We start from the raw sequence: 21,402 nt of genomic DNA, 5'->3' as shown, positions 1-21,402 counted from the left end.
TGAGATGACTTGTAATATTTCTGATTACACGGAGGCAGAGTTTCTTGATTTTGTAAGTAATATATATAATTGCAATAATGAGTTATATCCAACTGAGGAATCACATATTGCTGCTGTTTTTGAATTTAAGAGATTGACGGAGCATCCAGATGGGTCTGATCTTATTTATTATCCAAGAGAGGGTAGAGAGGATAGCCCCGAAGGGATTGTGAAAGAAGTTAAAGAGTGGCGAGAATCCAACGGTAAACATGGTTTTAAAATCGTGTGATTGATTAAGCGCATGCTCAGTCACCGCGAGTGGTGACTGAGATTTAAATTTGGCTTGTGTTGTGGCCAAGGGGGAATTGTTTGTCTCTACCTTATGTGATGCTTGTGAGCAGGACCGATAGTAACTGGTATCTGGCTAGGCGCAGCATCGCAAGGCGAAGGGGCCCCGATTCCATCGCAGATTGCTGACTAGCTTCGGGGCGTTGAGTTTAGGAACTTTAGGTCGTTTCGAGAGACGTTTTGTTCAGGAATTAAAGCTCAAGCCCACTCAGGATAATGGAGTGTGATTGCATCTGCATTAGGTCGGATGCCCTCACCCAGAGGTCGAATTAAGACGGCGCGGCGTCGTGCAAAAACGCCGTCTGCGACTCGATCTTAAAATTAAACTGAGCAACTGATAGCCTGTCGTCGAACCGCCCCCCGCTTTTCCAGTCTTATGGTTACGCCCTATCCCCTTAGTGAGGAACATCATGAAATCGCACCTCTGGCGCTTGGCGACAGTTGGCTTGCTCTGTGTGAGTGTCAGCGGCCAGGTGTTGGCTGATGAGCGAGGGGAGGGTGGCGCTCAAGAAGCTCGACCTAATGGTGGGCAGCACGAAGGGCAAGCACTAGGCGGTAATAATCAGCCGCGTCCGGAACACAGCCAGGAGCGACCGGAAGGCGGGCAGGGCAATCAGCCGCGAGTTGAGCGCGGCCAGCCCAACGAGGGCCGTGGCCAGCCCCAAAATGGCCAGTGGCAAGGTCGCCCGCATCAAGAGTTCAATGGCCAGCAAGGTCACCCGGCTCAGCCCGGTAATCAGCCACATTTCGAAGGCAGGCCACCGCAAGCCATTGCGCCTCAACCGGGCAATAACCTGCAAATTCAGCCGCGGCCCAACGCCGTTCAACAAACCCAGGCCCCTAACCGGGGCGGTAATCAAAACTGGCAGCAGGGCGGTGGTTCAAATTCAAGGCCAGGCTTCAACCCCGCAGGCCCAGCGCACCCCAATGATGTGCGCTGGACCGGGCGTCCAGATGGGCATGGCAATGGCTGGGGGCCTGGCCCGCAATACCGGCCGGGTTATGTCGTCGACCGATTCCAAGGTCAACATTGGCAAGTACCTTATCGCGGCCAGAACTACTTCTTTTCGGGCGGCTACTGGTATCGCCCACAAGGCCCGCGTTACATCGTGGTTCAGCCGCCGTACGGGATTCGCGTAGGCTATTTGCCGGAGTTTTCGCGAGAAGTCTGGGTTGGCAGCACCTTGTTGTTCCTGGCGGCTGGCGCGTACTACGCCTACCAACCGGCTACTCAGGATTACATCGTGGTGCAGCCTCCGGCCACTATCCTGCAACCAGCGCCACAGCCTGTGAGCAATGGTTATGACGTCGTGGCTTACCCTGCCAATGGTCAAACCCCAGCGCAGATTGATCAGGACCGCTACGACTGCTACCGCTGGGCTGTGGACCAAAGTGGTTTCGACCCGGCCAAAGTCACCTACGCGCCTGCACCGGCAGTGGTGCAGACCTACCGGCAAGCGCAAGGTAACTGCTTGAGCAGTCGGGGCTATCAGGTGCAGTAGAGCAGCTGCAAGTTTCAAGCGGCACGCTACAAGTAAAGGCAGTCTGCGTAGTACTTTTAACTTGCCGATTGTGGCTTGCTGCTTACGGCTGATCCGACAGGATCCGCATGCACCAGCACCTCTGCCTTCGGGTAGGATTTTTCGATCGCTTCGGCAGCCCTATCGCTGATGGTGTGGGCCTCGGACAAGCTGAGTTGTCCAGGTAACTCAAGGTGTAACTGTACAAACCAGACGTTGCCTGAGATGCGGGTGCGCAAATCGTGCGCGCCCAACACTCCTGGAACAGCGCAGGCCAACGCCAGCATGTTTTCGCTGACATCGGTGGGTAACTCTTCGTCCATCAGCACAGCGAAACTCTCACGTGCGATCTGGATTGCGCTCCACAGAATGTACACGGCAATCCCCAGACCAAACCATGCATCCAGTTGCGGGAAGCCCACGCTGGCCAATACCAGCGCTACCAAAATGCTGCCATTGAGCATCAAGTCAGAGCGATAGTGCAGCGAGTCCGCGCGCACCGCGTTCGAACCCGTGGCCTTGATGACCCGGTGTTGCAGGGTCAGCAGTGCCATGGTCATGACCAGCGAAAAAATAATCACGCCAATCCCGATCCACGGCGCACCGACCGGCTCGGGGTTTTTCAGCCGTTCGAAGGCCTGAAAGGCAATTAGCACGGCACTCACACTGATAAACAGCGCTTGCGCCATGCCCGCCAACGACTCGGCCTTGCCGTGCCCATAACGGTGATCGTCATCCGCCGGGCGTAACGCGTAATGCACCGCCAGCAAGTTGAGAAACGATGTCACGCCATCGAGCAGCGAGTCTGTCAGCCCGGCGAGCATGCTGATCGAACCACTGAGCCACCAGGCGATGGCTTTGGTGATGATCAGCAGGCTGGCCACCGCGACCGATGCGCGGGTGGCTAGGCGTAATAGACGAGCGTGTTCCGGGCTGCTGGACATAGCCATTCCTTATCAGGCTGCGGGTTTCAAGCCATACATCGCCAATTGCTGGGTGCTGCCCTTGTGCTGGATCAGGCGCGGGTCGTTCAGCGGGAAGCTGCGACCTAGCTCACTTTCAAGAATCGCCTGAAGCTTACTGTTATCCACCTTGCCGTCGGCACCAATGGCTTCACGCAGTTTTTCGGGAGCGATTTGCGCGGTTTTGCCCGGCGGTAGATAAATCGCCCCGGTGGCAAAGTCGACACCAAACGCAATCAAGCCCGGGATGACATAAAACAGCAGGCCGACCGCATCCAGTACCACCACCACGGGATCGATCTTGCCGTCGATCTGGCCACGCCGATCGGGGAAGAAAATACTGCCGCAGGCAGTCATTTGGGTGAGTAGCGCCGCAACCACGACACCGCCAACCACGCGGGAAAACTTACGCATATAGAAACCTCGAAGACACTTGAAGGGTTAAGACCACGCTTAATGCACAACCGTTCGCCGTTATACTCGCCGCTCTGTTCTGGAGCCACCATGATTTCTTTGCCGATTGATGAAGTTTTACCTGCGTTGCGCCTGGCCTTGCGCGAACGTCACGAAGCCGTGCTCGAAGCACCGCCCGGCGCCGGTAAAACCACCCGCGTGCCGCTGGCCCTGTTAAATGAGCCGTGGCTGGCCGGTCAACGCATCGTAATGCTTGAACCCAGGCGTCTGGCGGCGCGTGCAGCCGCTGAGCGTTTGGCCAGCGAACTGGGTGAGAAAGTCGGCGAAACAGTCGGTTATCGGATTCGCCTCGACAGCAAGGTCGGTCCCACTACTCGCATTGAAGTGGTGACCGAAGGCATTTTGACTCGCCGCCTCCAAGAAGACCCTGCCCTGGAAGGCGTCGGGTTGCTGATTTTCGATGAGTTCCACGAGCGTAGTCTGGATGCCGATCTTGCGTTGGCGTTGAGCCTCAATGGTCGTGAGCTGTTTCGTGATGAGCAGCCACTGAAAATCCTGCTGATGTCGGCCACCCTTGAAGGTGACCGGCTGGCCAGCCTGCTTGATGACGCGCCGGTGTTGCGCAGTGAAGGCCGCATGTACCCGGTGGCGATGCGCTGGGGGCGGCCTTTTGTGCCGGGCGAATTTATCGAGCCCCGCGTGGTGCAAACGGTGCTGGATGCAATCAGCGACCAATCAGGCAGCCTGCTGGTGTTTTTGCCCGGCCAGGCCGAGATCCGCCGGGTCAATCAACAGTTGGCTGACGCGTTGGGCCAACGCAGCGACATTCTGCTTTGCCCGTTGCATGGCGAGTTGGATCTGGCTGCACAGCGTGCGGCCATCGAACCGGCCCCCAGCGGTACGCGCAAAGTGGTGCTGGCGACCAATATTGCCGAAACCAGTCTGACAATCGACGGCGTTCGCGTGGTGATTGACGCCGGTTTGGCGCGGGTCCCGCGTTTCGATCCGGGCAGCGGCATGACCCGCCTCGATACCCAGCGCATCTCGCGCGCCAGCGCCACCCAACGTGCGGGCCGGGCCGGGCGACTGGAGCCGGGCGTGTGTTATCGGTTGTGGTCCGAAGATCAGCACGCCCAGTTGGCCGCGTATGGCAGCGCTGAAATTCTCCAAGCCGATCTGGCCGGGTTGGCATTGCAACTGGCGCGCTGGGGCGTCACGCCTCAGCAATTGATCTGGCTCGACGTGCCGCCTGCCGCGAGTTATGCACAGGCCCAGCAGTTACTGGAGCGGCTGGGCGCTTTGCATGCACAGGCTGGGCAGGACTGGAAACTCACACCCCACGGCGAAGCCATGGCGCAACTGCCCGCGCATCCGCGCATTGCTCATCTGCTGCTGCGCGGCCACGATCTGGGTCTGGCAGACATGGCTTGTGACGTGGCTGCGCTGCTTGGCGAACGCGATATTTTGCGCGGTGCCGGGGCTGATGTGCACAGTCGCCTGGCCTTGCTCTCGGGGGAAAGCCGCGCGGCTCGTGGCGAGCAAGGCGGGGTGCAACGCGCTAAACAACTGGCTCGGCAATATAAGGGGTACTTGCGTGGCAAGGCGTCCCACGCGGTGGCTGACCCTGATCATCCGCGCTGGCTGGGCGCGTTGCTGGCATTGGCCTATCCCGACCGCATCGCCCAACAGCGCAAACCGGGTGGCGCCGAGTACCGGCTTGCGAATGGTCGCGCTGCGTTATTCAGCGAGGTTGATGGGTTGATGAAACAGCCGTGGCTGGTCATCGCTGATTTGGGCAGCCGGCAAGGCCAGCGCGAAGAGCGCATCTACTTGGCGGCCGAGTTTGACCCCGCGCTGTTGGATGACGTGCTGAGTGAGAACGTCAGTGTCGTCGATCAGCTTGATTGGGACGAGCGTGAAGGCGTGCTGCGTGCTGAGCGTCAACGCAAAGTCGGTGAGCTGGTGCTGAGCCGCGAACCGCTGACCGGTCTGGACGAAGCGGCGCGCACGCAGGCGTTGGTCAATCTGGTGCGGCGCAAAGGTCTGGAGTTACTGCCTTGGACCCCTGAACTGCGTCAGTGGCAGGCGCGAGTGGCGTTGCTGCGTCAGCTGGAGGTGAAAGCTCAAGACCACAGCGAATGGCCGGACGTCAGCGATGCGGCATTGCTGGCAGGGTTGGAAGACTGGCTGGGGCCATACCTGGGGCGTGTTTCGCGGCTCAGCCATTTTGCCAACCTCGACCTGTCGAGCATTGTGCATAACGTGCTGAAATGGCCCTTGCCCCAACGCCTTGATGAACTGGCGCCGCAGCACATCAAAGTGCCGTCGGGCTCTTCGGTACGGCTGGACTACAGTGAGCAACCGCCGATCCTTGCGGTGCGCCTGCAAGAACTGTTCGGCCTGGCCGATACCCCACGTATTGCGGGTGGGCGGCAAGTGGTCAAACTGCACCTACTGTCGCCCGCCCGACGGCCCGTGCAAGTGACGCAAGACTTGGCCAACTTTTGGCGCAGCACCTATGCCGAGGTGAAGAAGGACTTGAAAGGGCGTTACCCCAAACACTATTGGCCCGACGACCCGCTGGTGGCCGAAGCCACAGCACGCATCAAACCGCGTAAGACCTGAGGTATTGGGGCTGGCACGACACCCTGTAGCAGTTGCCGAGCTGCGCGAGGCTACGTCTGATTGCTGAGAGCCCGTTTTGAATGAGGGACGGCGATAGCCTATTTACGACTGCTGCGCAGCCGGACGTAGCCTCGCGCAGCTCGGCAACTGCTACGGTGCCGGTAGCAAGAACCGTCCGACAACAGGCAGGTGGTCAGAAATGGCCTGTGTGTCTTCCTGGCGTACATAGCCTTCAACGCGTTGCAGTTTAGGGCTGTAGAACAGGTAGTCGAGGGTGCGATCAGGGCCTTCGGCGTTTGCACCGTTCGGGACGTGGGTCAGCCACAGTTCGCGGTCGATGCCGGTCGCTTCTGGGTTGCTAGGAATCATTGGGTATTTCTCCCACAGCAAATGCAGCTCACTGTCCCGCGAATAACCCACTCGCAACGCTGCCGGTAAGCGCAAAAACTGGCCAATCGGCAGCAGGTTAAAATTGCCGCCAATGACCCATGGCGTGCCTTGGCTTTCATATTTGTCGACCACGGCAGCGGTCGCCTGCATTTGCTGGCGCAGGTTGCTGTTGTTGAGGGTCGGTGCATCGAGCTGGGTGTTAATGGCAACCAGTTGCCCACCATCATTGAGTGGCAAGTAGCTGACCAGCATGGCAGGCTTGGGTTGGAACTGACGGCTGATTAAGTTGCTTTCGGCCACCGGCAGTTGCAGACGCTCGGCATGCTCGATCTGAAAACGGCTGAGGGTGACAATCTTGCGGCCCACGCTGCCCACTATATGGCGGTCTGGGACGAAGTCGGATTTCCAGGTGAAGGCCTCGGTGCTGCAGGGATAAAGGTCGACCAGACGCTCTTGCAATAACGCCAGTTGGTTTTGATAGTCGCTGGACTTGGCCTCTTCATCGAGGTCTTGCAGTAGCAATAAATCAGGCTGCTCATCGCGAATCACCCGCGCCACTTCGTCCAGGCTGAATGCCATGTCTTCACGGGTTGGACGGTCATCCGGGCCGCTGCCATCAATCAGGTTGTACCAGAACACATAGCGCTTGCCGGCCAGGTATTGCACGTTCCACGTCATGATTTTGATCGCTTGCCCCGCCACCAGTGTGGGAGCCGCGACCGGGCAACTGACGGCCAATACCTCTTTGGGCTCCGGGCGCCAGGTAATGCTGAGAATCAAGCCCGCCACAACCGCCGAGATCATCAGCAAACCTAATACAGTGGGGCGCAGAATACGTGACATGGGCTCAGCTTATGAGGGGGGGTAAGGAGTTGCCGAGCATACCTGACGGCAGCACGGCACCCCAAGGCTCTCCGAGTAGGAACTTTTCCCAGTTATGAGTCGGACTTCTCGTTAATCAACATAAAGAGTCGGAATAGGACGACAGAGAGAAACAACTGCAGAAAACTGTTGGCGCTCTCTAGTGCGATGGATATCACTGCGCTCTCGTCTTTGGACGTCAGCGATAAGCTCAATTCCTTGAGCACCATCAGTGGTCCCATGACGGCCAAGATGCAGACAAAAATTCGCCAGAAATGGCCTCTGCTCATCGCCATGCTCGATTTGATCGCCATGAGCGGCGGCTGGCGGCGCAGTACCAAGTTGTATTCAGAAAATGCGAGCACCACCGTCAGATAAATACCCGGAATAATGAACATCGAAAGTCCCAGCACAATCAGTAACGTGCTAATGGCCGCGAGCAAGGCGAATGTGGGCCACAGGCGGAGTGCGCGCGCCAGTACCTCACTGTTGGCTGGGCTTTCGCCACGGCTGCGGGCATCAAGAAACAAAATCAATGCCCCGGTGTACAACGGATACACCAGTAAACCCACAATCAGGTCATAACCTTGTGAGGCATCAGGCCCCACAGCACTGTCGACAACGTGCTGCAACACGGCTTCAAGAATCACCAGCGGCAAGCACAGCGTTATGATCTGGCCCAAGTTGAGCCGGAAAAAATACAAAGAGTCACGAAGAACGGTGAGCGGATTCATTGTTGGGTATCAGCAGTCAAAAAGCGGTGCGCCACTTTAACCGATGACACGCGATGCTTAGCAAATGTAAACGATCGGTAAGGTCTGTTGAAACTTCTCGTAACGTCCCCATAACGTTTGAGCGCCTACTGTATTGCGCAGTGAGCAGTTTTTTCGACAAGCGAACGAGGTTGTCATGCACAGCGAAGAGCAAACCCTGATTGATGGGCTATTTACCCGGTTGCAGCAGGCTGAGAGAGAGGCCGCCCCGCGAGACGCTCAAGCGCAGACGCTGATCAACGAACACATTGCGCGCCAGCCCTCGGCGCCTTACTTCATGACCCAGGCGATTCTGGTGCAAGAAGCGGCCATCAAGCAGCTCGATCAGCAAAACAAACAGTTACAAGCCGAACTGGAACAAGCCCGCGCCGCAGCCGCGCCGGCACCTGCCGCTACGGGCGGTAGCTTCTTGTCGAGCATGTTTGGTGGCGGCAACCGCGCGCCTGCCCCGGCCCCCGCACAATCATTCAGCGCCCCGCCAAGCTCGGGCGGCTGGCGCGATGGCCCGTCCGCTCCGCCGCCAGCCCCCGCGCCTGCATACGCGGCGCCGCAAGCAGTTGCTCCTGCGGCAGCGGGCAGCGGGTTTCTCGGTGGCGCCTTAAAAACGGCAGCCGGTGTGGCCGGTGGCGTGATGCTGGCGCAAGGCATCAGCAGCCTGTTTAGCCATCATCAACAGCCGCAAGTGGTTGAAGAAATCATCGAAGAGCCTACGCCCACCAGCAACAATGGCTGGGGCAATGACAGTGGTAACCCGCAGTTTGCCAACAACACGATGTCTGGCTCTGGCATTGAAGATGTCGGCTATGACGATGACAACAGCTTCTTCTCTGATGACGACGACTCCTTCGTCTAACCCCTCATCGCCTGGCGTGTAACGGCACGCTGGGCGGTTTATCCGCGCAAACCCTCGGCGGGCTGGCATACTGCGGCCTTGTTTTTCAGCCACGTGCCCGCTTGCCTGGGCATCATGAGGTTTGCCGGTGAAAAGAATTGCGGTCTTCGCGGATGTGCAGAACCTCTATTACACGGTTCGCCAAGCCTATGGCTGCCACTTCAATTACGCCGCGTTGTGGGCTGATATCAGCAAGCGCGGGGAAATTGTCGAGGCCTACGCCTATGCGATTGACCGGGGCGACAGCAAGCAGCAGCAGTTTCAGCAGATCCTGCGCAACTTAGGTTTCACGGTAAAACTCAAACCCTACATCCAGCGCAGCGATGGCTCGGCCAAAGGCGATTGGGACGTGGGCATCACCATCGACATCATGGATTCGGCCGCCAATGTGGACGAAGTGGTGCTGGCCTCGGGTGACGGTGACTTTGACTTGCTGCTTGAGCGCATTGCCAGCAAGCACGGGGTTGAAACCGTGGCCTACGGCGTGCCTGGCCTGACCGCCAACTCATTGATCCGCGCGGCCACTCGCTACGTGCCGATTGAAGGCAGTTTGCTGCTCAAGTAACTCCCCACTTTTTACAGGATTGATCAGGTTTGGAACGCATCGCGGTAATTGACTTTGAAACCACCGGACTTTCCCCGAGCAGCAGTTGCCGGGCCACTGAAATTGCGGTGGTGATCCTTGAGCAGGGACGCATCGTCGAGCGTTACCAAAGCCTGATGAACGCGGGTGTGCGGGTGCCTGGGTTTATCGAACAACTGACCGGCATCAGCAATGCCATGCTGCGCACCGCGCCGTCTGCGGAGCAGGTGATGAACGAGGTCAACGAATTTGTGGGCATCACCCCGCTGGTGGCGCATAACGCCTCCTTTGACCAAAAGTTTTGGGATTACGAGATGGGCCGCATCAAGCGCACCCGTTTGCAGAACTTTGCCTGTTCGTTGCTGCTGGCGCGACGTCTGATGCCGGCTGCGCCTAACCACAAACTCGGCACCCTCACCACCTTTGCCGATTTGCCCCACACGGGTCAGGCTCACCGGGCCATGGCCGATGCTGAAATGGCGGCCAACCTCACCGCCTATCTGGCCCAGCAATTGCGGCAAAAACACGGTTTGAAAGCGCTCAATCACGATCTGCTGTGCAGCTTGCAGAAAGTCCCTGCGGCGAAGATCAACGAACACCTGAAGCGTTATCGCGGTTTCTAGAGCGTTTATTCCAGGATGACCTGCACCAAAGTGTACGGTCACTTTTGGTGCGTTCTGTTACTTATTATTTCGCTACCTTTTGTCTAGTATTCCCAGTCCCCTGCCTTTGCCTTTCGAGCTGCCCCCATGTCTGCCGCACGTCGTTTCCCGTTGCAACTGATCGGTGCTTTTTTTGCGTTGTACGTGATTTGGGGTTCGACCTATCTGGTGATCCGAATTGGCATTGAGTCGTGGCCACCGCTGATGATGGCCGGGGTGCGGTTCCTCGTGGCAGGCATTTTGATGTATGGCTTTATGCGCTGGCGTGGGGCGCCGGCACCGACCCCGGTACAGTGGCGATCTGCCGCGATGATCGGTTTTCTGTTGCTGGCCTGCGGTAATGGCGGCGTGACGCTGGCCGAGCACTCGGGTGTGGCGTCGGGCGTTGCCGCGCTGGCCGTGGCCACTGTGCCGTTGTTTACCTTGCTGTTTGGCTACTTCTGGGGCGCGCGCAATACCCGTCTGGAATGGGCCGGGATCGTCCTCGGCCTGATCGGTATTGGCATGCTTAACCTCGGCTCCAACTTGCAAGCCAGCCCGCTGGGCGCGGCGATGATTCTATTTGCCGCTGCGGCCTGGGCCTTTGGTTCGGTGTGGAGCCGCCATTTACCGTTGCCCGCCGGGCCAATGGCCAGCGCTGCTGAAATGCTCTGTGCTGGCGTGATGCTGCTGCTGGGTAGCCTTTTAAGTGGCGAGCGCATGACCCAACTGCCAACCGCTGCCGGTTGGGGCGCGCTGCTGTATCTGGTGTTCTTCGGCTCGATCATCGCTTTCAGCGCCTACATGTACCTGCTCAAAAACGTGCGCCCAGCCGCCGCCACCAGCTATGCCTACGTCAACCCGGCTGTGGCGGTGATGTTGGGCATCGCTTTTGCGGGCGAAACCATTGGCGTTGAAGAGTGCGCGGCGATGGCCGTCATCATCAGCGCTGTGGTGTTGATCGGGTTGCCGCAGTGGCGCAAGCAGAAAACCGATTGAATTAGGGTAAACTGCGCGCCATTGCAACCTATGCACACCCGCGCTGACCTTTTTCGACGGTATTCCCATGACATTCGCCACCCTTGGCCTGATCGAACCCTTGCTGCGCGCCCTTGAGACGCTTGGCTACAAGACCCCAACCCCGGTTCAGGCCCAAGCGATTCCCGCAGTGCTGGCTGGCCGCGACCTGATGGCGGCGGCCCAAACCGGCACCGGCAAAACCGGCGGCTTTGCCCTGCCGTTGTTGCAATCGCTGACCATGGAAGGCCCGACAGTTGCCAGCAACTCGGTGCGCGCGCTGGTTTTGGTGCCGACCCGCGAGTTGGCCGAACAGGTTCACGAGAGCATTCGCCAGTACGCCGAGCACCTGCCGTTGAGCACGTATGCGGTGTACGGCGGCGTTAGCATCAACCCGCAAATGATGAAAATGCGCAAAGGTGTTGATGTACTGGTTGCCACGCCAGGCCGTTTGCTCGATCTGTATCGCCAGAAGGCGATCAAGTTCAACCAACTGCAAACCCTGATTCTGGACGAAGCTGACCGCATGCTCGACCTCGGTTTTTCCGAAGAGCTGCGCGACATTTATCGTGCATTGCCAAAAAAACGTCAGACCCTGCTGTTCTCGGCTACGTTCTCCGACGCGATCCGCCTGTTGGCCGAGCAGATGCTCGACAACCCGCTGAGTATCGAAGTCAGCCCGCGCAACGTGGCGGCCAGCAGTGTTAAGCAATGGGTTATCCCGGTCGATAAAAAGCGCAAGCCAGAGCTGTTTTTGCACCTGTTACGCACCCAGCACTGGAAACAAGTTCTGGTGTTCGCCAAAACCCGTAACGGTGTGGATGAGTTGGTGGGCAAGCTGCAAGGTCTGGGCGTTAACGCTGACGGCATTCATGGCGACAAGCCACAAGCTACGCGCCAACGTGCGCTGGATCGTTTCAAGGCCAGCGAAGTGCAGATTTTGGTCGCCACCGACGTAGCGGCACGCGGGCTGGACATTGAAGACCTGCCTTTGGTAGTCAACTTCGATTTGCCAATCGTGGCTGAAGACTACATTCACCGCATTGGTCGTACCGGCCGTGCAGGTCAGAAAGGCGAAGCCATTTCGCTGGTCTGTGCCGATGAAGTGAACATGCTGTCGGCGATTGAGATGCTCACGCGTCAGACCTTGCCGCGCCACGAAGAGCAAGACTTCGAACCCGAGCACCGCGTGCCGGAAACTGATGCATCGGGTCAGGTGATCAAAAAGCCGAAGAAACCGAAAAAGCCTAAAACCTCAGGCGGTGGCGGCAAGCGCAACCTCGGTAAGTGGGTGGACAGCGGCGAAGCGGCTCCGGCAGAGCCGTCGGTTAAGCCAGTGCGCAAGGTTCCGGTTTTCAACACCGGCCCGCGCAAGCGCAAGCCTTAATACAAAGCCTTCAATGGTGGGAGCAGGCTTGCTCGCGGTCTTTTAAAAGATCAAAAGATCGCGAGCAATCGAGCGTCGACCGGCTGCTCCTACAGAGTTTGAAGCCAGCTTAAGATACCCAGCCCGGCCGCCCGGCCGCTGGCAAAACAGCCCGTGAGCAAATAGCCGCCGGTGGGGGCTTCCCAATCCAGCATCTCGCCTGCGCAGAACACCCCCGGCAACGCCTTTAGCATTAGGTTTTCATCCAACGCCTCAAATCGCACACCGCCCGCGCTGCTGATGGCTTCGTCCAAGGGACGCGCTTGGGTCAGTGTCAGTGGCAACGCTTTGATCGCTTTGGCCAACTGCGTCGGGTCATTGAAGTCTTCTGCCGGGGCCAGTTCGCGCAACAACGCCGCTTTTACGCCGTCCAGACCCAGTTGGCTGTGCAAATGTTTGCTCATGGAGCGTGAGCCGCGTGGCTTGGCCAGCGCTGCGGCGACTTTATCCACAGCCTTGTTCGGCAACAGGTCGATCAGAATCGTGGCCGCGCCGTGCTGGTTGATCGTTTCGCGAATCGGTGCAGACCAGGCATAAATCAAACTGCCTTCAATGCCGCTGGCGGTGATCACGCATTCGCCTAAACGCGGCGTGCGGTGCTCAAGTGCTATAGCGATGTTCTTGAGCGGTGCTCCCGCAAATTTGCTGCGCAGTACGTCGCTCCAGCTTGTGACATCAAACCCGCAATTGCTCGGTTGCAACGGCGCCAGTTCGACCCCGCGCTCTGCCAGCAAGGGCATCCATGCACCATCAGACCCCAACCGTGCCCAACTGCCGCCGCCCAATGCCAACAACACCGCGTCGGGCTTGAGCTGCTTTGCGCCTTCGGGGCTGTCGATGCGCAACTGACCTTCCGCTTGCCAACCCAACCAGCGATGGCGGGTGTGGATAACGACACCCGCTTCGCGCAAGCGCTTTAGCCAAGCGCGCAGCAAGGGGGCGGCTTTCATGTCGGTGGGGAACACCCGACCGGAGCTGCCGACGAAGGTTTCGATGCCCAGTTCATGAATCCACTGGCACAAAGCGTCGGCATCAAACGCCCGCAGCAGCGGTGCCATGTTCGGTGCCCGTTCGGCGTAGCGTGACAAAAATGCCGGGTACGCTTCGGAGTGGGTGATGTTCATACCGCCGACGCCGGCCAGCAAAAACTTGCGCCCCACCGACGGCATGCCGTCATACAGATCAACCTGCACACCCGCTTGGCTCAGCACTTCGGCGGCCATCAAACCGGCGGGGCCACCGCCAATAATGGCGACGTGCGGGGAAGGGGAGGTCGTGGGCTGAGTCATGGCAAGGCTGCAAATCGGCGAAATAAGTCGCGCATTCTACCTGAGGAACACCCAATACCCTGTGTAGGCGCGAGCTTGCCTGGCGATCTTTTGATCTTTTTAAAGATCACAAGGCAATCGAGCGTCGACCGGCTGCTCCTACACAGGCAAGGGTTGTATGAAAAACGTACAGCTTCTTGCAGGCCATGTGCGCTGTGGCCTGCAAGGGCTTTCGCTCAGGTTATCCACAGGCAGTTCCACAGGCATTGTGGGTAAAAAGCTCACACGTTAATGACAACCGGATGACAGCCAGACCTTTTGTGCGCTGTGGTGCAAGATCCCATGCCGACGCGCCAAGGCTTTGCGGTCTTTGCTGTAGCCGCCGCCAATTACGCCGACCACCGGTATATCGCGGCCCAGACAATGACGCATCACGCTTTCGTCCCGCGCGGCTACACCAGCATCGGTCAGCTTTAAATAGCCGAGCGCGTCGTCTTTGTGCACATCGACGCCTGCGTCGTACAGCACCAAGTCCGGTTGATACAGCGGCAATAGATAGTTCAGTGCCTCGTCGACGACCTGTAAATACTCGCTATCTCCCATGCCCATGGGCAGGCCTATGTCCCAGTCGCTTTGTGCTTTACGCGCCGGAAAATTCTTTTCGCAGTGCAGGGAGACGGTAATCGCGTCCGGTGTATGTTCAAGAATCCGCGCTGTGCCGTCGCCTTGGTGCACATCGCAGTCGAAAATCAATACACGGTTCACCCGGCCACTTTCCAGCAAGTAGCGGCTGATGACGGCCAAGTCGTTAAAGATGCAAAAACCGGCCGGGTGATCGTAGTGCGCGTGATGGGTGCCGCCGGCCAAGTGGCAGGCCAGCCCATGTTCCAGCGCCTGCTCGGCGGCGAGCAACGAGCCGCCTACTGCGCGAATGGTCCGCCGCGCAAGGGCTTCGCTCCAAGGCAGGCCTAGACGACGTTGATCTTCACGGGCCAGTTCGCCCGCCATGTAGCGCTCGATATAGGCACGATCATGGGCCAGCGCGAGGATATCCACAGGGCACAGTTCGGGGCGCAACAAGTCGGCGTCACGGGTCAACCCGCTCTCGACCAAGTGATCGCGCAACAGACGAAACTTGTCCATAGGGAAGCGATGCTCCGGCGGGAATTCCGGGCTGTAGTCTTCGTGGTAAATCAGCGGTACTGGCATATGGATTTAACGTAGGAGCGAGCGCTGGATATTAACAGCGCTGTACACTGCTCGACATGCGAAAAGCTCGGTAACACATGGAGAGGCCCGATGGATCCGATTCAAGAGCTGGAAAGCCCTCGGTTGCGCATGCGTCCTTGGCGCGACACCGACCTGCCGGAATTCGCGGCCATGTGCGCCAACCCGCAGGTGATGCGTTATTTTCCTGCGCTCTTGAGCCGTCTTGAAAGTGCTGCAGCGATTGGCCGGGTTCGTGGTCATTTTGCGGAATACGGCTACGGGATGTGGGCGGTCGAACGCAAGGACACTGGCGCTTTTATTGGCTTTACCGGGCTAATGAATGTCAGTTTTGCCGCTGCATTCACCCCAGCGGTTGAAATAGGCTGGCGACTGGCTCCAGAACATTGGGGCTTCGGATACGCCAGTGAAGCGGCCTGGACGGCGTTGCGCTGTGCTTTTGATCGCTTGGCGCTGGATCAAGTGGTGTCGTTTACCAGCCAGTCGAATCTACCTTCGCAAAAGGTCATGCAAGCGATCGGCATGCATCGAGACCTCGAAGGGGATTTCGAGCATCCCGAGCTGGTTGAAGGCCATCCACTAAGGCCGCATGTGCTGTATCGCATTTCGCGGGCACAGTGGCTGGAAACGTTACACGGTTAAATCGGCCGCTTTCGAACCTTGCGTTTGTGGCGATGCCAAAATTTTGTTGGCCGACGTAGCGAAGATTACGACGGCATTGCTCTGTGTGAGGAGAGTCTGAATGAGCCAAGTGTTGGATGATCTGGTCAATTTGCTGACCCTGGAACCGATTGAAGAAAACCTCTTTCGTGGCAGCAGCCAGGATTTAGGCTTTCGTCAGTTGTTCGGCGGTCAGGTGCTTGGGCAGTCATTGTCGGCCATGAGCCAGACCGTTGAAGATGCTCGCCACGTGCACTCGATGCACGGCTATTTTTTGCGGCCGGGCGATGCCAGCCTGCCAGTGGTTTACCAGGTTGACCGGGTGCGTGACGGCGGCAGTTTCAGCACGCGCCGGGTGACCGCGATCCAGAAGGGCCAGCCGATTTTCACCAGCAGCGCCTCGTTTCAATACGATGAGGGCGGCTTTGAGCATCAAACGGCGATGCCTGACGTGGTGGGCCCGGAGAACCTGCCATCCGAACTGGATATGATTCGCCAGAGTGCGCACCTTATCCCTGAGTCGATGCGTGAAAAATTGCTGTGCGCCAAGCCCATCGAAGTGCGTCCTGTGGTGAGCGAAGATCCGTTCAACCCTGCGGTCAGCGACCCCATCAAGTATGTGTGGTTCCGCGCTGACGGTACGTTGCCCGACAACTTGGCCCTGCACAAATACCTGCTGGCGTACGCGTCGGACTTCGGCTTGTTGACCACCTCGATGCTGCCCCATGGCAAGGGTGTGTGGCAAAAGGATATGCAGGTGGCCAGCTTGGACCACGCGCTGTGGTTCCACGGTGAGCTGCGCACCGACGAGTGGCTGCTCTATGCCATGGACAGCCCATGGGCCGGTAATTCTCGCGGGTTCTCCCGTGGCAGTATTTTCAACCGTGCCGGCAAACTGGTCGCCTCGGTGACTCAGGAAGGTTTGATCCGCCACCGCAAGGACTGGGCATGACACTCAAGGACATCAATCACTGGGTATTCGACATGGACGGCACCCTGACCATCGCCGTACATGACTTCGCCGCGATTCGTCAGGCGCTGGGTATTGCGGCCGAAGACGACATCTTGACCCACCTCAACGGCTTGCCTGCTGATGAAGCGGCCGCCAAGCATGCTTGGTTGCTGGAGCACGAACGCGAGCTGGCGTTGGCTTCTACGCCTGCGCCGGGTGCTGTCGAGTTGGTGCGTGACTTGGCCGCTCGGGGTTATCGCTTGGGCGTGCTGACCCGCAATGCCCAAGCGTTGGCGCATATCACGCTAAAGGCCATTGGTTTGGGGGAATGCTTTGCCCCGCAGGACGTCTTGGGCCGCGACAATGCTGTGCACAAACCCGACCCAGACGGCTTGTTGCAACTGGCGCAGGCGTGGGGTGTGGCCCCGGCGAACATGGTGATGGTGGGTGATTACCGCTTTGACCTGGAATGTGGCCGGGCGGCAGGCAGCAAGACCGTGCTGGTCAACGTCCCGGAAAACCCGTGGCCTGAATTGACCGACTGGCACGTCAAAGATTGCCGCGAACTGCATCGCATGCTCGACTAAAAAACCGCTGTAGGAGCAGCCGGTCGACGCTCGGTTGCCTCGCGATCTTTTAAAGATCAAAAGATCGCGAGCAAGCTCGTTCCGACAGAGGCAGAAATCGCTTAAGTGAACAACATTGCGCTCCTACAGGGGCCATTATTTGCCGAAAAGTGCCTTTTGCCCCTCTGGCGAGGTGAACATCTGATCGCCGTTGTGCCCAACGCCTGGCACTTCAACCAACCGCTGATTAAGCCCTTGCGGATGACGTTGGCTTAAGTAGTCAAAATAGTTATGCCCGCGTATCAAGCGGTATGCGCCTTGAGCCTCGGCTTCGCAGCTTTTGTCCAATGCCGGGTGGTTGGGGTCAGTGTCTTTGGCGCCCAGCAGATAGGTAATGTCACGGCTCGTGTAGGCCTGCTCAAGCAGGTGGTGTTTTTGCCCTTCTGCGTAGGTCGGTAAGTCCTTGAGCCCATATTTCCACGTGTTGAAACCAGGGCAGGTTGCTGGGTCAAAACCTACAACCGGACGTTGCGCATTGAAATACGCGTAGGACGATGGGTTGGCGATCACGTAGCGGACTTTGATGCCTTCGCTTTCCAGTGATTTGTCTGCCTCAGTGGTCAAGGCGTAGCGCTGCACCACTTGAGCACCGCCGGAGTGCCCGGCAATCACCACTTCGCGCAAATCAGGGAAGCGTTTGCGGTCGCCGAGACGCTGAAGAATCTGATCCAGCGCGGCATACGAACTCACGGGTGTCGGGCTCACGGCGGGCTCGCCGGCCATCCAGTCATTGGCGTGCCAGCGCAGCACATTGTCCTGCAGTGCATGGCGGCCGCCATCGCTCTCATTCAGAAACTGCGGCGCGATGATCAGCGTTGTGGATAACTGTCCGGCCTGTGTCGCGGCCTGCTCGGCACTGTGCAAATAGGTTTGGGCATTGCGCAAGCGCCCGTGAATCACAATCAGCGCACGTTGCACGTTGGGTTGTGGATGATTCCAGTCTTGACTCAACCCGACACTCAACTCGGCGGGGCCAATTTTTAGATGATCGGGGCTCAACTCCTTAACCCCATGTTCTGCTGCCTGTAGAGCGGTGCACGCCGCCAATAATCCCAACAATGCAATCAAACGTTTCGCCATTTAGAGCCTCGTTGCCGCAAAAGTGTCGCATTGATTGACGTTTCCTTGTTCAAACCCGGTCTTGAACCAGCGCACACGCTGTTCAGACGTGCCGTGGGTAAACGAGTCCGGTACTACTCGCCCCTGACTTTGCTGCTGCAAGCGGTCATCGCCAATGGCGTTAGCCGCTGTTAGTGCGGATTCGATGTCACCGGGTTCCAGCCAATTCAAGCGTTTTTGTGCATTGTTCGCCCACACGCCGGCGTAACAGTCAGCTTGCAACTCTTGGCGTACCAGCAGACCGCCATCGCCTTCCATGCGCCTGCCTTGTTGGCGTGCCATCTGCATTTTTGACGAAAGCCCCAACAGGGTCTGCACGTGATGCCCCACTTCATGGGCGATCACATAGGCTTGGGCGAACTCGCCTGAGGCTCTGAAGCGTTGTGCCATTTCTTGGAAAAACGACATGTCCAGGTAAACCTTTTGGTCGGCGGGGCAATAAAACGGCCCGCTGGCGGCCGTGGCAGAGCCGCAGGCTGAATTCACTTGGCCGCGAAACAACACCAGCGTGGGGTCTTTATAGGTGCGGCCGGACTGCTGAAAAATCTGACGCCACGTGTCCTCGGTGTCCCCCAAAATCGCGCGTACAAATTCCGCTTGTTGGTCGGCGGCTGGAATTGGGTGCCCGGTTCGCTGAGTGGTTTGCTGTGCCGGTTGATCCGTGAGCTGGCTCCCGAGTTGCTCGAGGATCTGCATGGGCTCCTGCCCGGTCAACAGACCAATACCCACAATCACCACCACCGCCATCAGGCTTAAGCCTTTGCCGCCGCCAAAGCGCATTCCTCCACCACCGCTTTGATCGCGCACGTCTTCCACGTTGTCGCTACGTCGGCCTTTTTTCCACTGCATGGAAGAATCCTCTGATAAGTCTTGTTTATAAGTGTTGCTGGTCAGTCGGTAGAGCGCCATACCGGCCGTCAGACGCTTATTGAATGGGCAGGCAGTGTGGCAGTTAGCCGGGCGAGTTCACAGAAGTGGCTTACACGCTGCATCGGCTACTTGTAGGCGGGGGCTGACTTACGAAGAGGGGATTGGGACGTAGGGTGGGCATTGCTTTTACATCACGTTCTGGAGTGTGTCATGAGTAAAAAACAATCTTCCCCGTCTGTTGAGACGCCCAGCGAGCCCTTGTTTCATGAGGTCGTCGGGTTTATTGAGAAAGCCCGTGAGCACGCAAACCGGAGTGTTAATACAGCACTTATCGAGCTTTATTGGCGAGTCGGAGAGTACGTCAGCCTGAAAACGCAGAGTGCAGGTTGGGGGAAGGGGACAGTGCGTGAGCTAGCGGCTTACATCCAATGCAGGCAGCCTGGAGTCCGAGGTTTTTCGGCGCAGAATATTTGGCGTATGCAGCAGTTTTTCGGCGCCTATCGCCATGATCCAAAACTCTCAACGCTGTTGAGAGAATTACCGTGGTCATCAAATCTGCACATCTTGACGCGTGCCAAGCACCCGGAGGAACGAGAGTTTTACTTGCGAATGGCGGTTGAACAGCGGTGGTCGGTGCGTGAAGTGGTACGCCAAATGGATAGCCATTTATTCGTGCGCACCGAGTTGACTCCTGCAAAAGTCTCAGCATCGTTGAGAGATATTCATCCGCAGGCCTCCGAGTTTCTTAAAGACAGTTATTTCCTTGAGTTCCTAGGGTTGGCGCAAAACCATTCGGAGGCCGAACTGCAGCACAGTTTGATTAACAACCTAGGGCGGTTTCTGACTGAACTCGGCAGCGATTTTTGTTATGTCGGTTCTCAATATCCCTTGCAGGTAGGGGACCAAGACTTCGCGCTAGATTTGCTTTTTTTCCATCGGGGCCTTAATTGCCTCTTAGCCATAGAACTGAAGGTCGGGCGTTTTGAACCCGAACATCTGGGTAAACTCAATTTCTATCTGGAAGCCCTCGATCGAGATCACCGCAAGTCCCACGAAAATCCGGCCATTGGTGTTTTACTGTGCGCCAGTAAAAATGATGAAGTGGTTGAATACGCGCTCAATCGCTCGTTGTCCCCAGCAATGATTGCCGAGTACCAGACGCGTTTGCCGGACAAGAAACTGCTGCTCGCCAAGCTGCACGAGTTTTACCTACAAAACGTCCCCGTCGACGACGCGTGACGTCCTCATCCGTCTTGGAGCTGTGACCCCTGTGAATATCGATACCCGCATCAAATACCGTCACTTGGTGTGCTTTTTGGAAATGGCACGTCAGGGCAGTTTGGCGCGGGCGGCGGATGTGTTGGCGGTCAGCCAGCCGGCTATGTCCAAAACCCTTAAAGAGTTGGAAGAACTGCTCACGGTCAGTCTGTTTGTGCGCAGTAAAAGCGGGATCAGCCTGACCGAAGCGGGGATGGCTTTCCTGCGTTACGCAACGCCTTCGGTGCAGGCATTGCGTGAAGGCGTCAATGCATTGCGTGGTGGGGAGTATTCAGGCGGCACAGTCCGGTTGGGGGTGTTGTCCACCGTAGAAAGTCTGTTAGTGCCCGAGTTGGTGAGCCGCCTGCACGCGCGGCATTCGGCGTTGGTGGTGAGTATCGTCACCGGCCCGAGTGCGTATTTGTTGTCTCAGTTGCGGGTGGGCGACGTCGACTTGGTGGTAGGGCGCATGACTGACAGCCCGGAAATTCAGGGTATGAATTTTGAACATCTGTACAGCGAATCGATGACGCTGGTCGTGCGTCCGGGGCATCCATTGCTGCAGGGGGCGCTAGATCGCAGCCAGCTGGAACGCTATCCGCTGGTGCTGCCGCTGGCCAACACCACCATCCGAACGTTTGCCGACAGTTTGTTTGTGCAGTGCGGCATCAGTCAGTCACGCCAACGTCTTGAAACCTTGTCAGTGACGGTCAGTCGGCGCTATGTGTTGCGCAACAATGCCGTCTGGATCGCACCTCTGGATGCGGTGCGCCTGGATCTGGCAAGCGGCGAACTGCTAGAGATCGACCTCGGCCAGCGCGAGCCAGGCGGCTCAATTGGTATTTGCAGCAACGCACATGTGCCGATGTCGGTGGCGGCCCAAGGCTGCGTTGAAGTATTACGTGAGTTAGGGCAAGCGTACGGCGAAAGTGTTTATCCATAACCATATGGTTATGCTTGGAGTCGTCCTTTTCACTAGTGCTCGACCTGCT

Annotated in this window: 22 protein-coding genes; 14 read left to right on the top strand and 8 right to left on the bottom strand. The window is 57.8% G+C overall.

Annotated elements, in window-relative coordinates; translation table 11 throughout:
* Positions 1–4: 4 nt before the first annotated feature.
* The 3 genes from B347_RS26200 (at position 5) to B347_RS0122525 (ending at position 1,829) form a co-directional block, all read left to right on the top strand.
* Positions 5–268, top strand: a complete 264-nt coding sequence (locus tag B347_RS26200) for a bacteriocin immunity protein (protein WP_081498338.1) — start codon at positions 5–7, stop codon at positions 266–268.
* A 117-nt stretch (positions 269–385) separates the two neighbouring features.
* Positions 386–460 carry a hypothetical protein gene (locus B347_RS27100; protein WP_337459912.1) on the top strand — a complete coding sequence of 25 codons (75 nt, stop codon included), beginning with the start codon at positions 386–388 and terminating at the stop codon, positions 458–460.
* A gap of 277 nt (positions 461–737) precedes the next feature.
* Complete coding sequence (locus B347_RS0122525) at positions 738–1,829, top strand: DUF6515 family protein (RefSeq protein WP_019411958.1); 1,092 nt, start codon at positions 738–740, stop codon at positions 1,827–1,829.
* A gap of 56 nt (positions 1,830–1,885) precedes the next feature.
* Here the strand turns inward: B347_RS0122525 and B347_RS0122520 are convergent, their stop codons facing one another.
* Together B347_RS0122520 and B347_RS0122515 are read right to left on the bottom strand one after the other, a co-directional pair.
* Positions 1,886–2,791: a cation diffusion facilitator family transporter gene (locus B347_RS0122520; RefSeq protein WP_019411957.1), complete on the bottom strand. Its 906-nt coding sequence runs from the start codon at positions 2,789–2,791 to the stop codon at positions 1,886–1,888.
* Between the two features lie 12 nt (positions 2,792–2,803).
* Positions 2,804–3,223: a hypothetical protein gene (locus B347_RS0122515; protein ID WP_019411956.1), complete on the bottom strand. Its 420-nt coding sequence runs from the start codon at positions 3,221–3,223 to the stop codon at positions 2,804–2,806.
* A 90-nt stretch (positions 3,224–3,313) separates the two neighbouring features.
* Between B347_RS0122515 and hrpB the strand changes: the two genes are divergently transcribed.
* Entirely contained in the window at positions 3,314–5,848 is a 2,535-nt protein-coding gene (gene hrpB, locus B347_RS0122510; RefSeq protein WP_019411955.1) for an ATP-dependent helicase HrpB, read from the top strand.
* A 150-nt stretch (positions 5,849–5,998) separates the two neighbouring features.
* Here hrpB and B347_RS0122505 read toward each other — a convergent pair whose 3' ends face one another.
* Positions 5,999–7,081 (bottom strand): endonuclease/exonuclease/phosphatase family protein, encoded by a 1,083-nt coding sequence (locus B347_RS0122505; protein ID WP_019411954.1) that lies wholly within the window; start codon positions 7,079–7,081, stop codon positions 5,999–6,001.
* A 92-nt stretch (positions 7,082–7,173) separates the two neighbouring features.
* Positions 7,174–7,833 (bottom strand): YciC family protein, encoded by a 660-nt coding sequence (locus B347_RS0122500; protein WP_019411953.1) that lies wholly within the window; start codon positions 7,831–7,833, stop codon positions 7,174–7,176.
* A gap of 175 nt (positions 7,834–8,008) precedes the next feature.
* Here B347_RS0122500 and B347_RS0122495 point away from each other — a divergent pair, with 175 nt between their 5' ends.
* From B347_RS0122495 to B347_RS0122475, 5 genes are all read left to right on the top strand, one after another.
* Positions 8,009–8,725 carry a DUF2076 domain-containing protein gene (locus tag B347_RS0122495; protein ID WP_019411952.1) on the top strand — a complete coding sequence of 239 codons (717 nt, stop codon included), beginning with the start codon at positions 8,009–8,011 and terminating at the stop codon, positions 8,723–8,725.
* A gap of 127 nt (positions 8,726–8,852) precedes the next feature.
* Entirely contained in the window at positions 8,853–9,329 is a 477-nt protein-coding gene (locus tag B347_RS0122490; protein ID WP_019411951.1) for an NYN domain-containing protein, read from the top strand.
* 29 nt (positions 9,330–9,358) lie between these two features.
* Positions 9,359–9,970, top strand: coding sequence for a 3'-5' exonuclease (locus B347_RS0122485; protein ID WP_019411950.1), 612 nt, complete (start codon positions 9,359–9,361; stop codon positions 9,968–9,970).
* Between the two features lie 126 nt (positions 9,971–10,096).
* Positions 10,097–10,987, top strand: a complete 891-nt coding sequence (gene yedA, locus B347_RS0122480) for a drug/metabolite exporter YedA (protein WP_019411949.1) — start codon at positions 10,097–10,099, stop codon at positions 10,985–10,987.
* Between the two features lie 67 nt (positions 10,988–11,054).
* Positions 11,055–12,392, top strand: coding sequence for a DEAD/DEAH box helicase (locus B347_RS0122475; protein WP_019411948.1), 1,338 nt, complete (start codon positions 11,055–11,057; stop codon positions 12,390–12,392).
* An 89-nt stretch (positions 12,393–12,481) separates the two neighbouring features.
* On the opposite strand, the gene B347_RS0122470 is transcribed toward B347_RS0122475, so the two are convergent.
* Both B347_RS0122470 and B347_RS0122465 read right to left on the bottom strand, forming a co-directional pair.
* Positions 12,482–13,720, bottom strand: a complete 1,239-nt coding sequence (locus tag B347_RS0122470) for a TIGR03862 family flavoprotein (RefSeq protein ID WP_019411947.1) — start codon at positions 13,718–13,720, stop codon at positions 12,482–12,484.
* A 267-nt stretch (positions 13,721–13,987) separates the two neighbouring features.
* Complete coding sequence (locus tag B347_RS0122465; protein ID WP_026014359.1) at positions 13,988–14,908, bottom strand: histone deacetylase family protein; 921 nt, start codon at positions 14,906–14,908, stop codon at positions 13,988–13,990.
* 90 nt (positions 14,909–14,998) lie between these two features.
* Here B347_RS0122465 and B347_RS0122460 point away from each other — a divergent pair, with 90 nt between their 5' ends.
* The 3 genes from B347_RS0122460 (at position 14,999) to B347_RS0122450 (ending at position 17,125) form a co-directional block, all read left to right on the top strand.
* The gene (locus B347_RS0122460; RefSeq protein WP_019411945.1) at positions 14,999–15,568 is read left to right on the top strand and encodes a GNAT family N-acetyltransferase; all 570 of its coding nucleotides are present in this window, start codon (positions 14,999–15,001) and stop codon (positions 15,566–15,568) included.
* 100 nt (positions 15,569–15,668) lie between these two features.
* Positions 15,669–16,538, top strand: a complete 870-nt coding sequence (tesB, locus tag B347_RS0122455; protein WP_019411944.1) for an acyl-CoA thioesterase II — start codon at positions 15,669–15,671, stop codon at positions 16,536–16,538.
* Positions 16,535–17,125 (top strand): HAD family hydrolase, encoded by a 591-nt coding sequence (locus B347_RS0122450; RefSeq protein ID WP_019411943.1) that lies wholly within the window; start codon positions 16,535–16,537, stop codon positions 17,123–17,125. The genes tesB and B347_RS0122450 overlap by 4 nt, the downstream gene beginning before the upstream one ends.
* A 135-nt stretch (positions 17,126–17,260) precedes the next feature.
* Here B347_RS0122450 and B347_RS0122445 read toward each other — a convergent pair whose 3' ends face one another.
* Both B347_RS0122445 and ypfJ read right to left on the bottom strand, forming a co-directional pair.
* A complete protein-coding gene (locus B347_RS0122445; RefSeq protein WP_019411942.1) occupies positions 17,261–18,244 on the bottom strand; it encodes a hypothetical protein in 984 nt (327 codons plus the stop codon).
* Positions 18,245–19,132 (bottom strand): KPN_02809 family neutral zinc metallopeptidase, encoded by an 888-nt coding sequence (gene ypfJ, locus B347_RS0122440; RefSeq protein ID WP_019411941.1) that lies wholly within the window; start codon positions 19,130–19,132, stop codon positions 18,245–18,247. It lies immediately after the preceding gene.
* Between the two features lie 231 nt (positions 19,133–19,363).
* Between ypfJ and B347_RS0122435 the strand changes: the two genes are divergently transcribed.
* Both B347_RS0122435 and pcaQ read left to right on the top strand, forming a co-directional pair.
* Positions 19,364–20,392, top strand: coding sequence for a PDDEXK nuclease domain-containing protein (locus tag B347_RS0122435; RefSeq protein WP_019411940.1), 1,029 nt, complete (start codon positions 19,364–19,366; stop codon positions 20,390–20,392).
* A 31-nt stretch (positions 20,393–20,423) separates the two neighbouring features.
* Entirely contained in the window at positions 20,424–21,353 is a 930-nt protein-coding gene (gene pcaQ, locus B347_RS0122430; protein WP_019411939.1) for a pca operon transcription factor PcaQ, read from the top strand.
* The last annotated feature ends 49 nt before the right edge of the window (positions 21,354–21,402 follow it).

The sequence above is a fragment of the Pseudomonas psychrophila HA-4 genome, assembly GCF_000282975.1.
In the GTDB taxonomy this organism is placed as follows: domain Bacteria; phylum Pseudomonadota; class Gammaproteobacteria; order Pseudomonadales; family Pseudomonadaceae; genus Aquipseudomonas; species Aquipseudomonas psychrophila_A.
Note: the sequence above shows the minus strand (reverse complement) of the source record. Positions and strands in the feature narration are given on the sequence as shown.

What these genes read in the sequence shown, in the direction of transcription:
- B347_RS26200 (WP_081498338.1), top strand. Translation starts at nt 5, where the DNA reads ATGACTTGTAATATTTCTGATTACACGGAGGCAGAGTTTCTTGATTTT.
- B347_RS0122525 (WP_019411958.1), top strand. Translation starts at nt 738, where the DNA reads ATGAAATCGCACCTCTGGCGCTTGGCGACAGTTGGCTTGCTCTGTGTG.
- B347_RS0122520 (WP_019411957.1), bottom strand. Translation starts at nt 2,791, where the DNA reads ATGTCCAGCAGCCCGGAACACGCTCGTCTATTACGCCTAGCCACCCGC.
- B347_RS0122515 (WP_019411956.1), bottom strand. Translation starts at nt 3,223, where the DNA reads ATGCGTAAGTTTTCCCGCGTGGTTGGCGGTGTCGTGGTTGCGGCGCTA.
- hrpB (WP_019411955.1), top strand. Translation starts at nt 3,314, where the DNA reads ATGATTTCTTTGCCGATTGATGAAGTTTTACCTGCGTTGCGCCTGGCC.
- B347_RS0122505 (WP_019411954.1), bottom strand. Translation starts at nt 7,081, where the DNA reads ATGTCACGTATTCTGCGCCCCACTGTATTAGGTTTGCTGATGATCTCG.
- B347_RS0122500 (WP_019411953.1), bottom strand. Translation starts at nt 7,833, where the DNA reads ATGAATCCGCTCACCGTTCTTCGTGACTCTTTGTATTTTTTCCGGCTC.
- B347_RS0122495 (WP_019411952.1), top strand. Translation starts at nt 8,009, where the DNA reads ATGCACAGCGAAGAGCAAACCCTGATTGATGGGCTATTTACCCGGTTG.
- yedA (WP_019411949.1), top strand. Translation starts at nt 10,097, where the DNA reads ATGTCTGCCGCACGTCGTTTCCCGTTGCAACTGATCGGTGCTTTTTTT.
- B347_RS0122475 (WP_019411948.1), top strand. Translation starts at nt 11,055, where the DNA reads ATGACATTCGCCACCCTTGGCCTGATCGAACCCTTGCTGCGCGCCCTT.
- B347_RS0122470 (WP_019411947.1), bottom strand. Translation starts at nt 13,720, where the DNA reads ATGACTCAGCCCACGACCTCCCCTTCCCCGCACGTCGCCATTATTGGC.
- B347_RS0122465 (WP_026014359.1), bottom strand. Translation starts at nt 14,908, where the DNA reads ATGCCAGTACCGCTGATTTACCACGAAGACTACAGCCCGGAATTCCCG.
- B347_RS0122460 (WP_019411945.1), top strand. Translation starts at nt 14,999, where the DNA reads ATGGATCCGATTCAAGAGCTGGAAAGCCCTCGGTTGCGCATGCGTCCT.
- tesB (WP_019411944.1), top strand. Translation starts at nt 15,669, where the DNA reads ATGAGCCAAGTGTTGGATGATCTGGTCAATTTGCTGACCCTGGAACCG.
- B347_RS0122450 (WP_019411943.1), top strand. Translation starts at nt 16,535, where the DNA reads ATGACACTCAAGGACATCAATCACTGGGTATTCGACATGGACGGCACC.
- B347_RS0122445 (WP_019411942.1), bottom strand. Translation starts at nt 18,244, where the DNA reads ATGGCGAAACGTTTGATTGCATTGTTGGGATTATTGGCGGCGTGCACC.
- ypfJ (WP_019411941.1), bottom strand. Translation starts at nt 19,132, where the DNA reads ATGCAGTGGAAAAAAGGCCGACGTAGCGACAACGTGGAAGACGTGCGC.
- B347_RS0122435 (WP_019411940.1), top strand. Translation starts at nt 19,364, where the DNA reads ATGAGTAAAAAACAATCTTCCCCGTCTGTTGAGACGCCCAGCGAGCCC.